Below are 16,401 nucleotides of genomic sequence, written 5' to 3'. Positions count from 1 at the left end.
ACCATGTCACTCGCATCTATGACGACAATACCAGCAAATATAAAGATCATTTTTATGGGAGTTTGGTTCGCGAATGACATTCGCGAACCAAACTCCCCTTCCCACATCCCGTGAAAAGTCAGGGTCAATACTGGCAAGAGCTAGAAGATAATCATCGATGGGCTGATATCGCAAAACAGGAAAATGCCGAATTTCGTTTAAAGATTCAATCCAATGGCAAACTCTCCATTGGCGAACAACGCGAACTTTATCATAAAATTCAGGTTCAAGCTCAGATTGAAATCCGCCAACAACAAAGAACCAATCTCGTACTTCCACCTTTAAGCGAAATTACTCATGATTTGCGACAACAAATAAATCAACAACCTGATTCACAACATCTTACTGATGCTTGTAACTCTATTCGTAATACTCTCTTGCCCGTTCACCCGTTAATTGCTAAACCTTGGCAAGATTTAGAAACTACTGGCTTATGGGCGGGAGTCGCAGCACAAGGTAATTATCCATTACAAGAGAAACTTAGACATACTGGCAAACTTACCCTTGGTGAGCAACGTGAACTTTACCATAAACTTTTAATTCATAGTGTTGTTGAGCAATGCCGCAAAGGATTAAGTGATATTTCCCTTCCCCCACTAAACGAAATTATCCAAGATTTGATGTCTGCCCGTAGTGAAGTCATTCATAACACCTACACCCCAAAAGTTGAAGTGCATTCCCAAAAATCTCAACAATCACATCATAAGGCTCAATCTAATTCTGCCGAAAATGAACTGTAAACTACATTAGCCATGTATTCTAACCAATCATCTAATTCACTTCAAGAAACAGTCAGCAATATCAATTGTGACAGTGGCATTTCTAACAACATGATGGCTTACAGACTAGCACTCTTTCTGGAGAAACATCCACCGTCGTTACAATCAACCACCACATTGGATGCATCTGAGCGAGAAAATCTCCAGTCAGAACTGAGAACAACCTTATCTCAAAATCTCCAAAATATTGAAAACTACAGGCAAAATCTCAAACAGAAATATTACACAGAGTATTTAAATAAATTTGCTGTAACTCAACAGTCATCTGTTGCATCTCAACCAGATAATTCAGCAAGAGTTGAAAACTTAATTGCTCAGAAGAAGAATACATTCCTCCAACAGATATTTGAATTGGGAGTGCAAAAATTACCTTTAGGTCAGAGGGTCAGCAAAGATGAAAGGGAGCAAGAAGCTCTTAGCAAGGAGGAAGACAACATAAATAAATCTAGAGAAAACAATGTCTCACCAGCTATTGATATTGCCGAAAAATCTCTTATTAAAGCAGTTATGAGAACTGTCATGACAATGGGCAAGGATACTGAACAAGGACGCATTTATGAAGGCATAGCCTACAGATTGCAACTGTTTATTAAAGAAGGAATGCAACTTCTCAGTGTTCACAGAAAAACTGGTAATCCCAAAACAGCTTTTACAGCCTATAAAGATAACTCTAATGAGTTTAAAATTACACAAAACAACCTTTCACACACAGAGACTAATCGACTCATTGCCTTTGATAAACAGCAAACAGCACAACAGCCCACATCTCAGTCTAATCATATTGATAAAGATAACAGCACTGAGCTTGGTGACTAAGCCCCTTTGGGGGCTGTGGGAGGTGTCGGGAGTTAGTCGAGTAAGCAATCATCTGGATGGGTAATCATTTTGATTAATTCACTAAGAGCTTGATTATAACGAGCGCAGAGTTCTCTTGCTTGTTTAGATGTTTAGATGTAAGGTACTGGCATTTCACCACAAACTTTAACCAAACTTCACCCCGCACACCTTCCACACCCATTTTTGACTAGCTAAAATAACCAGCCAATCTACCCAAGAAAAAACCACCAATCAATGAATAACGTTTTGTCCGCCTCTCTATTCTTGAGAAGGGGGCAATTATTGTTCCTAACATTATGTAAAAGCTCGCCTCCATTATATTGCTACTAAATCTGAGCGTTGCCGCAATCATCAAACCTATAAATATCAGCCATTCCACCATCAGTTCAATTTTATCCCAGAATTTTGGCTTGTATAAATAACGCATCTGATAATTCTCTATTTTTAGATAATCCACTTAATCTGATTTCATCATCTCCGAAAACTTTTTAGCTTTTACTTTGATTTTACCTAAATTCTAAACTTTTTTTAATATCGTAACACCATCAAGATTTACTTAAGTAAATATGCTATAAATGTTTTATGTTCCTGTAATCGAAGTAATCAAGATGATTCGATTAGTAATTATTGAAAATGAAGCTCTAAGTCGGCTCGGAATTAAATCAGTTGTTAATCAAGAGCAAGACTTTGAAATGTGTGGGGAAGCTGATAACGGAACTGAAGGGATGAGGCTTGTTGAAGAACTTAAGCCTGATATTGTTTTGCTCGATATTGCTTTGCCAGATATTAGTGGTTTGGATCTCATCTATAATATTAAGACGAGGACGGATAGTAAAGTCATTGTTCTCACTTATCACTCTAGTCAAGATGTGGTTAATTGTGCCTTTCAAAATGGCGCTGATTCCTACATTCTTAAGAAGATGGATCTGCAATTAATTAAACACGCTATCAATACTACTTATCAAAATAGTTCTTTCATTGACCCAGAGATTGCTAAAAGATTTTTTAGAAACTTCGCTTCTGGCAACACAAAAATTAAGGGTAAAAGATACAGAGAAACCCTTACTGCTACAGAAGCCCAAATTCTCAACTTAATTGCCCGTGGTTTTTCTAATAAAGAGATCGCCGAAAAACTCTTTATTACAGTCAGTACAGTTAAGGGACACACCAGCCATCTTTTTTCCAAGTTAGGAGTTAGGGGTCGTGTTAACGCGATCATTATGGCCAGAGAACTTGGCTATTTAGAAACAGAAACCTCTAGAGTTAGTTGAGCTACTTTTTGGGTTTGGTTTTCTTAAGCTGAATCAAGCAATATCCTTGTAATCGGTTTTCTTGTTGACAGGCTGCTACGGCTGATTGGTTGGACAACAATAACTGGTACATTTGTTTTCCTTCGCTTGATTTTGCCCACTGCAAAATCTTCATCTCATTGGCTGACACTACAACTGACTGAGTTCCACCCAAATTTGAGACAACATTCCAAGTTGTCAGCGAACCTAAAAGCGCTCCTACCGCCATTACTCCGGTGCATATCCCTGATATAGACCAAAGCTTCCACCAACCCCAACCTTTGAATGAGCTATTTAAGGTTGATGGTGTTACATGCTTCATTTCATCACGCACAGCTTTCGATACTACTGTATAGTGCATCGACTGAGCGACTTTGCTAGTCGATTCTAGTTTCTGGTCAATCATTACTGCCCAAGCTTCTACCATTGCCTCCATCCGCGCTTGCAGGTCAATCATTGTTTCTTCGTTTCTGCCTAATGTTGCCATCAACTTAAACATCGGGTCATCTTCGGCTATTCCTAATTCATGGGATATTTGAGCTATGCGTTGTTGTTCTGCTTCCGAATATCCTTGTAAAATTTGTTCTGTTCTCATTTTTTACCCCTAAATATTCAATTGCTTTATCATTATTTAAAATCGAATCGTAAAAGTTTTTAATCCAGTGGTAAATGTAAGTCCGGTAAACCACATAAATTGACTTATCTCTACAAGCTAGTGAGTAAGGTTTTCCCGTTCTCTCCAATCTTTCGTAATGGTCACGATGTAACGCTGGCAAGAATATCTCAGTCCCACCCATTCTTTGTAACTTATCCTGCATTGATTGCTGATACTCTCCAAATCTCGTATCAAAATGCTGATTTTTTACTACTATATAGTTAGCATTATCAGTAGCAAACTCTCCCAAAGTTTTCAGGTAAGCTACACAATCTCTTCTGTGCGAAATTGGTTGCAAAAAAGTTAATTTCCATTGATATGTAATTAAGAGATCGAACAGATCCGAACCCACAATATACTGACAGAGCTTATCTACATATTGCCCTGGCATATCAACAATAATTATATCTAATTCATTTTTGATAAAATTATCTAAAATTTTATCCGTACCTCCATTAAAAAAGTCTAAGCTTTCAATTGCCACTAAATTTTCATAAGCTTTTAATCTCTCACGATTGTCATGATCGTAGACCTGAATTTTTCTTCCTTGAACTTGAAACCAATCAATTAATAGTTTCGTAACTGTAGACTTCCCTACACGAGAGTCTCCTACAGTCATAATCATTCGCTTAGGAGAGTTCAACATTATTTAAACCTAACGACTCTTTTACTGCTTCAATCTCTTCTTTGAAAGTTCTTAACCAACTTGTGACTCTACCTTTAACCGAAGGTAAATCTGTTTGCTCCATCCCTTGCCTAAAAGTCATGCTATTTTCATCCAGGTAATCATAACTACGTTCTATTAGTTCTGGCATTTTAATGTCAGAAAATGGGCTTTTTTGCGACTTTAGTTGCCCCTTAATTTTCTCAACTTCGGGAGAGTTTTCGTATCTTGTAAATTCATCAGGCTCCCCAAAAAATAAGTTCTTGACTACTATGTAATCTACTTGATTTCCACAAAAGCTATGCAAATCTATTAGTTGATTTATAGAATCGATAACGCGGCTAATAACTACTACCATAGTCACGCGGATATTGTAATGTTTTTCGGCTGTTTCCAGGAAAGTCATTTCTTCTACAAATTTCCGCAATATTCTTCTGGACTGTGGTGGTAATTCTAGTAAAAATAAAGATTCTGGCTGGATTATTTCACCATCTCCTCCTGGCTTGGGATTTGCTTTTGTTTTCATTTCATCAAAGAACTGATCTATATTGCCTGTTTTAAAAATATCAAGTGGTTCTATATGGCAATGCTGACCATAAAATCTTAATAATTGAGAATTGGAGCTATCAGCATCAAAGCCGATAAATCTTTGTCCTTTATCCAAATATGTTTGCACTAATCCCCTTGCAAAAGTAGACTTACCTACACCACCCTTATCTCCAGTTACTATCACTAATCTCTTTTTGGTTATTTGCTCAATTGATCCTTCGTTCGCCTTGTCTTCTGAACCATTGTTCATAAGTTCGATACTATCTGTCACTTTCTTTCTCCTCATAATTATTAGTGGTCAAAAACTATAGGTTTAGGGGTGTAAGTGAATGGCACGCTTGATAACGTAAAACCTTGCCGTTAGCAGGTGTGGGAGGGAAAGAATCTATATTCTCCATACTCTCCAAATTATTCCCCTGAGAAACATTCCAGTATTTGAAAGTAAAATATTTCTAAATATCTTTGTTTGCTAAACTCTGCTAAATTATCCGTAATTGATTTGAAGGTTTGGAGAATTAAACCCTGCTCTATAATCTTCATTAGCTCATAATTGCTATTTAACTTTAAAGACTTATATATATAAAAATCTAATTCTTGAGCTATTAATAAATTCGGAGCTAACGCTACCAAGCTACTATACAGTTCTTCGTAATTTATAATTTCCGATAAAACTAATTTTACTAATTCTAAATATTGCTGCCTGAAGGATAATTCTTGATAATTACTAGTTCCCGGACAATTAGCAGCCAGAGGAATTTTCTTATAAATCAATTTTAAATATAATTCAATAACTTCTATTTCTACTTCCCATATCTTCTGTCCCTTTGAATACAGGTAGTTTATTAAAGAATCTCTCTTCGGAAAAATAATTCCTGAAGTTATATGCTTAATGTTAGTTTCTATATTCAAATTTGTCTGTTTTCTAAAAATTGGTACTATTTGGCTCCTTACCCATTGCATAAATTGTCTAACCACATCAGCTTTTACTATACCTGTCAATGAATGAATCCCCAAGGCATTCAAAGTATTAACGACGACTATTTTTTGATTAATCATCACTTGTCGCTGATTTGTCTTCGCATCTATTAATATTACCTTTCCATCGTTCAGGGCTGGAGCAATTATTTGGAATACATCAACCGCAAACAACTCTAATCCGCTTGGAGCATCTATCACTCGTACTATATTGTTCGAGAAATGCTCAAATTCCCAAAACTGCCAAACTTCTACCATCGTTTTCTGGCTCAGAACGATATCACTATCCCATATCTGCCAATCACAAAGGAATCGATAAAGGTACGGAAATAATCAGTACTTTCGTATCTTGATTTTTTACTTCTCTTTGTTATATATTTCCAGGTTTACTTTTTTTAATTTAAAGGGTAGGGTGAATGGCACTGCGCTATCACTACCGCAACGCTTATGCTGACACTTTACAATCACAAAACATAATTACGAATTACGAATTGTTTAAAGCTCCATTTCCTGATTTTGATGCCGTTGTTGTGAATTATGTTGTTGTAATTTCTGCGAGAGATTGACCAGTTCTTGGTTCCAATCTCTCGCAAAACATTTATTTTTTTTAGCCTGTGGCAGCAATTGTTTAATAGCCCGTGCATCTGCATTTCCAAGTTCGGAAGAGTCAAATGCTACCTGTACATTAAAAATATGCTGCAATTGCTCAACAGGCAAAGTATTAGGGCGATCTATTGCCAGGAAGAGCGTTCTTTTGAGCGGTACGTCGCCCTTGACAAGATATTCCAGCATGGCAAAAGAGATGGTATCAATGGGGGATTTACACAGCACTAACCTTTCTGCTGGATCTGTTGGCTGTCCGCCCAAGTGAAAGTAAAACCAGCCCTCACGCCGCTTAGTCCCAAACTCATAGCCTTTGAAAGTGTTGTTCTCGCCCCGTGTCCCCCGCAGGAATGCACCTTGAGGCAGGGGTTTTTCGCTAAGATTCCGCATGACGAACACAGCGTTTTGCTGATCATCAGCGTAAACTAACCTCCGCTTATGCAGAACTTCTACAAAGTTTTCAGGTATTCCCCGTTTCTGGGTCAGGTAGTTGTGAACTGCTGTCCACTTGCTTTTATCCTCAACTGGTAGCGTGAATTTGTCGCGTGGTTCTAACTGGATAATCTCAGCAGCCACTTGATAACTTTTTGCGATCGCTGCTCCAATAGCCCCTGCTTCACCAAATCGCTCATGCAACCAGACGACCGCCTGCCGTAGATTGCAATTGTTAACGTGCATCACCAAGTCAATCGCCCCACAGCCGCCTTTCTGCTGTTCGGGTTCAAAGTCGTAGAATTTGGGCCCATCTATATTAATGATGTGTCCGTGACCCTTCCATTTTCCTTGGCTATTGTGTAGCCCCAACTCCCAAGCCACATCTTCCAAGGGCAAGTCGCGCAGTTGTTGAGTCTGAGCCTCTAACGATCGCACCCATTTTTCTAATTGCTGTCGCTCCCTCTCGCTATCCCTGGCTCGTTGCTCTGCCCGTTCTAATCGTTCTATCAGGAACTTTCGGTCAGCGAGTTGGTGGTTAATCGCTTGGAACTGTTCATCAGACTGAATCCTGTCTACATAACTCCTAGCTGATTCAAACGGTGTTGGCGCTAATTGGTTATTTGTAATGACTGCGGTGAGTGGTTCACTGTTAACGGCTTGGTAATATTCTTTGACTTTGGTGTGGGTTGCCTTACTGCCCTTGACCCCGCGTTCAATGCCCAAAGGAGCAAGTGCAGCAGCATAACTATCTTGGAGTTTGGATAACTTAATTCTTCCCTGTCCACCTCTGCCGCCGAACATCGCGTCATGACTGACTCTCCCGGTTTTTTCATTCAGTGGCACGATGTAGGCGTGAATGTGTGGGGTACTTTCATCTAGGTGGAGTTCTGCCCTAACGCACTTTGACCCATAGTTTTGAGATAGCCAGTCACGGGATGCGATCGCCCACTGCTGCATCAGTGAATCAGACCACTGCCCATAAAGAGATGGATCTTTTGGACGGAAATATTCAGGCGATGCCGAGAGAAACATCTCGGTGCATAACACCGCATCATGCCGTGGGCGATGCTTGAGCGTAGAGATTTTTTCTTTAACTATCTCCTCTAATGCGCGTGAGTCTTCTCCCCCAATCAACCGGACATTCTCTCTAGTTGGATCTGCGTTGGGTGTTTCTCTGTTTCTGGTAACATGGTCATCACTTCCCGCAACGTTGCCGAATGTTTTTAGTTTCTCAATTCTGAGAATCGTTAGTGGCGACATAAAAAAATATGCTACAAAAAAAATATGCTACAAATGCAGTACTTTGTAGTACTCAAAAACCCCGCAGGGCGAACGGCGGTTTCATGTCACGAGCGCAGCGAGAGATGGCGCAGCCACCCGCAGGGCATGAAACCATAGTGAGTATGGTTATGTTATTCTCTAAGCGAAGAATTGTTGAGGGCAAAAAATAGCAATTAAGAGCGCTAAGTTTTGGCATAGTCTAGGGATAGTCCAAGCATAGTCTAAAGAACTTACTTTCTTGAAAAAACTGATTAAGAGTGCTTAGTCTAGGCATAGTCTAGGGATAGTTCAAACTTAGTCTAGGCATAGTCTGGAGAAAATGTAGTTTGGTATACAATTTTGTCATTTAAAACCCACTAATTGCATAGATTTAGGGGAGATTGTAACTCAGTTTTTAAAACAGAAAAAATCGATTAGACTTTAATAAGTGATTCTGCCTTTTGATTTTCTGCAAGTAAAAAACCGAAGCAACGCGGCTGTAAATGTACAGAAACTTTTGCATGAAAAAAAATGGAACAGAACCAACAAGTCTTTTTTTCAATTAGGCGAAGGTTAGGCACTATTGATGGACAGATAATTAATTATCTCCACTCTAGACCCTTCGATTTAGGGAACCTACCTGAAATAGTAATGTTGACCCTGCTTGAATATTGGTCGCCCTTTGCCATATCTGCTGATGGAGTGGATGGTGACGAACTCAGGCAGAGGGCAATTTGGTCAATTAAAAAATTAGAAGCACAAGCGGCTTTGATTCGTGAAATTTTTTTGTCATCTCATGTCCAAACTGCTGTGACTGCGAACAACGCTGAAGTTGGCGACAGTGCCTCGGATCAAAGGCTGGTGTCCACCATTAATGATGAGGATGACCAAATCTTGGATGAGGACGCTGATGATTTGGCAGAACTAGTTCTGCCAGAAGAACTAAAGCAGATTAACAGCTTGTTTAATGTCGAGTAATAGTTGAGAAAAATTCATGAATACGTCGAAAAGAGAGATTGCACCCGTTTACACAAGGGTAGCTGTGTCCATTGATTTAGGTGGGAGTCAGAGCAAGGTAATTGTTCAGATATATCCTTCGGGTGTGCCGATAGTAATAGCAATGGAGCCAGAAATTGCAGATGTGGGAAAAAACTCAATTACTCAGTTGTCAGGAGACTGTACTTGGGTAGGAATAGATGATGAGTATTATGTCTTGGGCGCTCTAGCTAAAAATACTTTTGCTGGCACACCAGCGCTCAGGGATCTGAAATATCACTATGCTTTACCAAAAATAGCGGGATTATTATGGAAAATTTGTCTTCAATTGGGCTTGAGTAATGGTGTTGATGCTTCCGTGCAATTATTGCTACCACCAGGAGAAATGTCGGACGGCAAGGATTTGGGTAAGAAGCTGTCAGCAGCGCTAAGAAAAGGAATTGCCACACCTACAGGCAAGTTAAAACTTAAGCTACATAATTTTTACGTGGCTCCAGAGGGGAGTGGGATTATGGCTTACCGTAGTCGGGCTTTGGGGGCATTATTTGGGCAAAAAAGTATTGGTTTGTTGATGTTGGGCTACCGGAATGCTAGTTTTTTTGTTTCGGCTAAAGGTAATCAAGCAAAAGCTGAATCTACAGAGTTGGGGATGAATTGGTTAGTGCAGCAATTTGTGGAGCGTACTGCTGTTGGGCTAGCAAAAGATGATTTACGTATACCAAAAGCTTTAGTGTCAGCAAGCTTGGGCAACCAGAATGCATTACAGTCGTTATCACGCAAAGCCACATCTGCTGGAGTTGAATCTGATTTAAAGTTGTTTAACTCAGTTTTACTAGATGTCCGTGGTGATTACTGTCGAGCTTTAATTCGCTGGATTAGAAATATTGCCGTATTGGATGAAGTTATCATTTGCGGCGGGACTGCTGAGTTTGTGCATAAGGAATTAACTCAACATTTTGAAAAAGAGGGCATACCCATTGTTTGGAATGGCAACGTTGAGATGCCTAAGTATCTCGATACCCTCTCTCTAGGTAGCCGAGTTACTGATGTCTGGACTGCACACATTACCTATATCAAGATGTTAGACTACAATTTTGGCTACCAACGTAAAACTGATTTGGTTCCAGACTATCATCAATCCCCACCTGTAAAAAATTCCACCCCACCTAAAGAAGTTTGGGAGAAAAACGGGTTTTTGACCATGCACCCTGGTGTTTAAAGCCCTAATTTGAAAGTGATTGCCTATACGTAGATTCTCTGCGGCTTGCTCCCAGGCGATCGCTTTCAAATTTGCACACTATACAAATGCTGGTGCGCGGTTATTAGCTATATTGTTATACATTCTAGTAAGTTTCTGTAGACGCTCAACTTGATATGATTCAAGTGAGTAAAAAGAAGCTGATTTGATTATTTGTTTGAGTTCTTCTGCCCACTGGCTATAAGTTGAAGTACCAATAGTCCCTTCAGACGACTGAATATAATTAACTAAAACTTGAGGATTGACTTTAAATGTACTAATTACATATTTTTTAGCACATTGGAGTAATAATTCATAGTCAGCAAATATTTGGTGGCAAGGATTCCATTTTAAAGCATGATTACGGTAATGAATGAATCCATTGCTATCAAAAATTTCTTGTTGACTTTAAAAAAAAACTTTTGTATTTTTAGCCAGTTACTTTTATCTTCTTGCTAACTGTTGTATTATCTGCTGGAGTGCGACAAAAATAGAACCTATTTTCTTGACAATGCACAAATGCAGACTCTACACCTGACTATTCACACGATTCCGATTCAGCAATGCACTGTTGAAAAAACTCCTTTCAGTATTGGTAGCGATAAATATAATGACTTGGTAATTCCTGATAACAGCGTAGATAAAGGACACGCTAAGATTGCGTTTAAAGAAGGTCAGTATTATTTGCTAGATGAAGGTAGTACCAATGGCACACGGGTGGCAGGGATTCGGCTAGAAGCATATCGATTCCGAGCTTTAACAGACGGGAATCTTATAGAGCTTGGTTCGGTGATCGTAGAAATCAAAATTAGCTCCCCTGCACCAGCCAAAATTCCAATATTTCAGGCAAGGCAACGTCAAACTCTCTCAATTGAACGCATGAGATTAGATGCAATCAATTTAAAAAAATCTAGCAGCCCAATATTAGGTACAACTCTGCTCAACGATATTTCTGTATCTTTCTTTCCGCAAGAGTTTGTCGTTATTGCTGGGGTTAGTGGTGGCGGGAAGTCAACTCTCATGGACGCACTCAACGGACAACGCCGCGCTAGAGGTAAAGTATTTGTTAACGGCTGCGACCTCTACAAGAATTTCAACGCTTTCAAAAATAAAATTGGCTATGTGCCGCAGGACGATATCGTTCATTCAGAACTGACTGTGGGGGAAGCACTTAACTATGCTGCTCATCTCCGTCTGCCTTCAGCATCGCCATCAAAAAGGCAGCAACGCATACAAGAAGTACTTGAACAACTGCAACTTACTGGGCGCAAGAATGTCTCTATTGGGCGACTTAGTGGTGGGCAGCGCAAACGTGTAAGTATTGGGGTAGAACTAATCAGCAATCCCAGCATATTTTTTCTGGATGAAGCAACTTCAGGACTTGACCCTGGCACAGAATTACAAATCATGCACCTGCTGCGGAGTTTAGCAGATGCTGGAAGTTTAGTAATATTGATTACTCATGCTACCAAAAATGTGGCGATCGCTGACATGGTAGTTTTCCTGGCTAAGGGGGGCAGACTTGCTTATGTTGGCCCTCCGAAGTTAGCCTTTAGCTATTTCAAAGTCAAAGATTTTGATTCAATTTATGCCAGAGTTGAACACCAGTTGTCACCATCAGAATGGGAGCAGGGATTTAAGTCTTACGCTTTCTACAAAAAGTTTGTCGGTGAACGCCAAAAAACCATTCCCCAAAACTCAATTAAGCCCGTACTAATTAAGCCGGATTTTCTCCAACAATGGGGGGTGCTATGCCGCCGTAACTTGGCTATTCTGCTCAAGAACAAAATCAGTTTAGCGTTAATGCTTCTAGGAGCGCCGATTTTAGGTTCATTGAATTTTGCACTGTGGAAGCCGGACTTATTTAACACTAAGATTGGCAATGCAGGACAGGCAATTACAATGCTGTTTGTCACAGTCATCATGGCTGTAATGTCTGGAGCGCTAGCTACGATGTCGGAGATTGCTAAGGAAACTGCTATTTATCGCCGTGAGTGCAGTGCCGGACTAGGGATAGTTCCTTATGTAGCATCCAAGTTTCAATTAGCATTCTTGCTAGCACTTTATCAATCAGCAATACTTTTAGTTTGCATGAACTCAGCGGTGAAATTAAATGTTGATAACAGTACCTTGACTCTCATGTACCTCAGCCTCTTCCTCGCTTCTTTTGGGAGTATGATTTTGGGACTGTTAGTTTCTGCGATTGCACCAAGTCAAAGTGTTGCACCTCTGCTAACAATTCTTGTGCTGGTTCCTCAAGTCGTGTTTGGAGGTGGAATTCTCCCAGCGAACGAATTCAACTCTGTGGGCAAAACATTCAACCAGATGATGTTAACTAAATACCCTTTTGAATCTCTAGTATCCCTGAGTGGACTTGGCGCAGATGTGGCCAAAGACTCGTGCTGGCAGAAAACTGAGCAGCAACGGAAAGCGTTATCAGAAAAACAATCCCTCGGCTGTAGATGTTATGGGGCAAGTGTGTTTAACAAGTGCAAATTTCCAGGGATTGGTAAAGTAAAAAAGTCATCGTTTTTAAATGCTGATTTATTAAAGGTACGTTTGCTGATTCAAGGGATTTTTGATAGCTATGGAAACACTTTTAAAATTGATTTGACAGAAAATCTATTTTCTATGTTGAGATTAATTGTTTTATTAATGATGTTAATTCTACTAGCCCAATTTCTCAAAGGTTAGCAAGTAAAAATACTTATAGCTGAAAGTTCGCTGACTCCAAGTAGGCTGTGCGCCATCTCTAACACCCAGAAGAAAGTATTTGATTAATTCTCAAAGTAAAATACTGAATTAGAGCTTTAGCATAAATAGACTTATTTTTCTACAGACAAGAGTACGGTTTTTTTCCGTACTCTTGTCGATTGATTTTTTGAGAGCAGAAAATATAAACTCTGCGGTGGGAGTAATTATAATTTCCATTTTTACTTGCAGAATCTGGTGTGGAGGAATATTCTTCTGCACCTTTCCCTACTTACTTTCATCTTAAATATCTCTTAAAGAAATCATGCAACAACTAAAATTACCAAGCCATAACAACGGTACACACCGTCAAAAGTCAACAGACTCATTCACTATCCCTCAACAGAAAGAGCGACTAGAAAATCTGTTGTATCAGAAAGTTCAACAAGGGGAAGACATATCCCCTTGTATTGAAGCTCTCTATTATTTAGCTTCAAAGCAAACAACACAAGACCAACTGCAAGTGATGTGGGCTGAAGTAGTCAGAGAACGCTCGGCATTCAATTCACTGCAAAGAGTAATCATTACAGCCTTTGCCATCTTAGGAATGATTGCCTTTCTCAATGGGGCATTTCGCTCTGTTAAACCATCTGCGGCTGTTGTCAACCCACCTGCTGTTCAACCTCATTAAAAGGATTTTACCAAAAAGCTGAGAGCTTCGTTTGATAATGCTTTCAGCTTATATTATCACTCACTGTGCATCGCTCCCGCCTAATATGCTGTGTCCTTGTCGAAAGGCAAACTGTCTTCCGGCTCAAAGTTACGCAGGTCTTGCTCCATCTGCTGACGGCGTTGGACGTATGTTCTGCTGTCTTCAATCCTTCCTCTCATCTGCCATGCACCAAAATTAATACCCTTTTCTGCGTATTTAGCAGACACTTTGTTGTAATCATCAACCTCGATTTTCTTGCGCCACTCAAGCTGTTCAAGGGCACTTTCACTGATACCAATTTTCTGAGCATATTCTACATATTCAGGTCTGAGAGAACCATCTGGGTTAAACTCCTTTTTCTCTTGTTCAGTGAAGAAATCGTAGGCTGTGTAGATTGGCCACGGTTCTGGATCAGTCTCGTCCAGGTGCTTCCACTCGTCGTATTCTTCTTTTAATCTACGAGCATAGTCATCGACTGCTTCTGGATGTGCGCCAAGAGATAACTTTTGTTGTCTTACTTCATCTTTTAAATTTCCATCTGCATTGAACTCTTTTTTATTCATGTTTATCCAACGCTTAATTCTTGACATAAAAACCTCCCAAAACATTAACCAAGTTTCATCATTTTATTAAAATAATGACTCTGGAACTAAAACATTTTGATCCCAGGCTCAATCAATGGATTTATACAGATGAGCGCAAAACTATTTTAACCGAAAAGCTCAGTAATACTTTACTGGAATCATATTTCCCTGATAAAAAGTTTTCATTTGGACATTCAGATGAATACAGTACAGACGAAGATTTAAGGAATCATCCAGATGGACATATTTTATTACTATCTTCTAAGACCCGCTTACTTTATGGAGAAAAAGAATGTTTAGAAACTATTCAAAAAATTTGTCCAGATAGTAAAGACAGAGGTGCTTATGGTTCAATATTTCTCGGAGCTTGTAAAAATGCAATTTCGGAACGGCTAAATATTCTAGTAGTAGATGATTCTACTGACAACAGGGGTGAAAATGGAGGAATATTATCAAATGATTTAGCATATAAATTAGTTGGTGACTGTTATGGGCAGATTTCAACCCAACTTTATGATAAGCTCACTTCAAGAGAATCACAGCCAGATAAAAGCTACCGTGTTATCCAGCATCGGTTCGGTTGGGTAGAAGGAGACGGAGCAGCCACTACTAAATATCGTTTTGGCAAAGGAACCCTCCGACCATACAAACTAGACAAAATAGAATATGCAGATCCAAATAACAAACCCAAAATCGATATAATTCTCCCTGTAAGTAGTTTCAAAGGAACAGATAAGGATAGACCAGCAGGGGCGACTAAACCTCAAATTAAGCCAGGATTATATCAGCAAAATATTTGGTTGGCTGAAAAAGGGCAATCTCAACAAGGTCAAATGTCTATCTCCCAACTCTTGGCATCTTTCCCTCACGGGCTTAAAGATTTTATTGAGTCACTAGAGGTACAAGCTCAAAGATTAACCTCTATTCAAGATGATCCAAGACTTGTTGCTGCTTACTATTGTGAAAGATACGAAAAACGTAAAGAATCATTGAGCCAAAATAAGTTAAGAACAGGCGAAGTTACAAATCTTGAAACAGATATTAAAAACTTAGGGACAAATGATGACTTAGATGCATATCAGGAGTTGGATGATGATCCCGGCAAAGATGACTTGTTCATGTACAAACTCATTAAAGCCGATTTACTAGGGCATCAGCAGTTATTAGAAACTGAGAAGGTAAAGCAGGAATTAAGTCGGTTTGTACAAAGTGAGTGGCGAGATATTGCTGTTGGAAAAACGCTTACTTTTGACCGAGGGATGATTATTCCATCCAAGGAACTCAAAAATGGTGAAATTTGTGTCTCTTGGCTTGATGAGCAAGAAAAAATTCTTAACTTCCGTTCTCCTTTCCTCAACTCTAATGGTTTATGTGTTTCTAATAATAAATATGTTAAGGATCAGCTAGGGCCAAATGGTGAACCCTTAGAAGGCATAATTGTAGTCAATGACGAAGACCACAAGCGCATACAGCAAAGAATTACAGAGTTAGAAACACAAGGTATTGATGTTGGCGAAGTTGACCCAGCCGAAACCGAATCAGAACGCCAAGCACGAGACTACGATGGTGACTGCATTGGTGTAGCAAGAGCCAGCTTATATCCCAATTTAACAGCAGAGGCAGAGCGAAGAAATCTTCCCCAAAACGCCTATTTCCCCACAGTTAAGCTCAAAAAGCAATCATTTTATTTGGAAGATGGAAGCCAGCCCCCATTTGAAAAAATCGCTATCCACATGAGCGATAGCATTAGCGTGGGCATAATCAACAATCAAGTGACAGCACTGGAGGCATTAGAATCAGAAATTGAGGTACTAAAGACTTACGGTACTTTTGAGCAGAAATCAAATTATCTAGACCAAGTTTCTAACCATTACGAAACCCTGTTTGATCAAGAACGCCAGAAAGATCCAAAGTTAATTCGAGAAGAATACAAGGCTTATATGCAAGGGGTTGTTGAACTTGCTCATTGTCAAAGAACTCCCGAAATTATCCAGCAAGCAATGGACATTAACCGTCAAATGTACCGGAGCATGATTGAAGAAGGATGTTATCAAAACCAAATAGCGGTTGATTTATTCAAAAGTGCTAAAAAACCT

Annotated in this window: 14 protein-coding genes and 1 pseudogene; 8 read left to right on the top strand and 7 right to left on the bottom strand. The window is 39.5% G+C overall.

The window, feature by feature from the left end; all coding sequences use genetic code 11:
• Positions 1 to 110 precede the first annotated feature (110 nt).
• Complete coding sequence (locus H6G92_RS35695) at positions 111 to 779, top strand: hypothetical protein (RefSeq protein WP_190901245.1); 669 nt, start codon at positions 111 to 113, stop codon at positions 777 to 779.
• A 12-nt stretch (positions 780 to 791) separates the two neighbouring features.
• On the top strand, positions 792 to 1,634 hold the full coding sequence (locus tag H6G92_RS35690; protein ID WP_190901244.1) for a hypothetical protein: 843 nt from the start codon (positions 792 to 794) through the stop codon (positions 1,632 to 1,634).
• Positions 1,635 to 1,842: 208 nt separating this feature from the next.
• Here H6G92_RS35690 and H6G92_RS35685 read toward each other — a convergent pair whose 3' ends face one another.
• Complete coding sequence (locus tag H6G92_RS35685; RefSeq protein WP_190901247.1) at positions 1,843 to 2,082, bottom strand: hypothetical protein; 240 nt, start codon at positions 2,080 to 2,082, stop codon at positions 1,843 to 1,845.
• 181 nt (positions 2,083 to 2,263) lie between these two features.
• On the opposite strand from H6G92_RS35685, the gene H6G92_RS35680 reads away from it, so the two are divergent.
• Positions 2,264 to 2,926 (top strand): response regulator, encoded by a 663-nt coding sequence (locus tag H6G92_RS35680; protein WP_190901242.1) that lies wholly within the window; start codon positions 2,264 to 2,266, stop codon positions 2,924 to 2,926.
• A gap of 1 nt (position 2,927) precedes the next feature.
• Here the strand turns inward: H6G92_RS35680 and H6G92_RS35675 are convergent, their stop codons facing one another.
• The 5 genes from H6G92_RS35675 to mobV all read right to left on the bottom strand — a co-directional run bounded on the left by H6G92_RS35675 (position 2,928) and on the right by mobV (position 8,085).
• Entirely contained in the window at positions 2,928 to 3,539 is a 612-nt protein-coding gene (locus tag H6G92_RS35675; protein ID WP_190901240.1) for a DUF6753 family protein, read from the bottom strand.
• On the bottom strand, positions 3,469 to 4,218 hold the full coding sequence (locus H6G92_RS35670) for a hypothetical protein (protein WP_190901238.1): 750 nt from the start codon (positions 4,216 to 4,218) through the stop codon (positions 3,469 to 3,471). Before H6G92_RS35670 ends, H6G92_RS35675 begins: the two co-directional genes overlap by 71 nt.
• Before the next feature lie 10 nt (positions 4,219 to 4,228).
• A complete protein-coding gene (locus H6G92_RS35665) occupies positions 4,229 to 5,083 on the bottom strand; it encodes a nucleotide-binding protein (protein ID WP_190901236.1) in 855 nt (284 codons plus the stop codon).
• Positions 5,084 to 5,220: 137 nt separating this feature from the next.
• Positions 5,221 to 6,045 (bottom strand): hypothetical protein, encoded by an 825-nt coding sequence (locus H6G92_RS35660; RefSeq protein ID WP_190901234.1) that lies wholly within the window; start codon positions 6,043 to 6,045, stop codon positions 5,221 to 5,223.
• 237 nt (positions 6,046 to 6,282) lie between these two features.
• On the bottom strand, positions 6,283 to 8,085 hold the full coding sequence (gene mobV / locus H6G92_RS35655; protein ID WP_190901232.1) for a MobV family relaxase: 1,803 nt from the start codon (positions 8,083 to 8,085) through the stop codon (positions 6,283 to 6,285).
• Between the two features lie 531 nt (positions 8,086 to 8,616).
• Here mobV and H6G92_RS35650 point away from each other — a divergent pair.
• The 4 genes from H6G92_RS35650 to H6G92_RS35635 all read left to right on the top strand — a co-directional run bounded on the left by H6G92_RS35650 (position 8,617) and on the right by H6G92_RS35635 (position 13,700).
• Positions 8,617 to 9,063 (top strand): hypothetical protein, encoded by a 447-nt coding sequence (locus H6G92_RS35650; RefSeq protein WP_190901230.1) that lies wholly within the window; start codon positions 8,617 to 8,619, stop codon positions 9,061 to 9,063.
• 16 nt (positions 9,064 to 9,079) lie between these two features.
• A complete protein-coding gene (locus H6G92_RS35645; protein WP_190901228.1) occupies positions 9,080 to 10,300 on the top strand; it encodes a ParM/StbA family protein in 1,221 nt (406 codons plus the stop codon).
• Between the two features lie 537 nt (positions 10,301 to 10,837).
• Entirely contained in the window at positions 10,838 to 13,012 is a 2,175-nt protein-coding gene (locus tag H6G92_RS35640) for an ATP-binding cassette domain-containing protein (protein ID WP_190901226.1), read from the top strand.
• Positions 13,013 to 13,334: 322 nt separating this feature from the next.
• Positions 13,335 to 13,700 carry a hypothetical protein gene (locus H6G92_RS35635; protein WP_190901224.1) on the top strand — a complete coding sequence of 122 codons (366 nt, stop codon included), beginning with the start codon at positions 13,335 to 13,337 and terminating at the stop codon, positions 13,698 to 13,700.
• Between the two features lie 80 nt (positions 13,701 to 13,780).
• Here H6G92_RS35635 and H6G92_RS35630 read toward each other — a convergent pair whose 3' ends face one another.
• Complete coding sequence (locus H6G92_RS35630) at positions 13,781 to 14,311, bottom strand: hypothetical protein (RefSeq protein ID WP_190901222.1); 531 nt, start codon at positions 14,309 to 14,311, stop codon at positions 13,781 to 13,783.
• 47 nt (positions 14,312 to 14,358) lie between these two features.
• On the opposite strand from H6G92_RS35630, the pseudogene H6G92_RS35625 reads away from it, so the two are divergent.
• A pseudogene (locus tag H6G92_RS35625) lies at positions 14,359 to 16,401 on the top strand (hypothetical protein); the annotation flags it as partial.

It is taken from the genome of Nostoc foliaceum FACHB-393, from assembly GCF_014698505.1.
Lineage (GTDB): Bacteria > Cyanobacteriota > Cyanobacteriia > Cyanobacteriales > Nostocaceae > Nostoc > Nostoc foliaceum_A.
The sequence above is the reverse complement of the archived record's forward strand: the minus strand, read 5'-3'. Positions and strand labels throughout refer to the sequence as shown.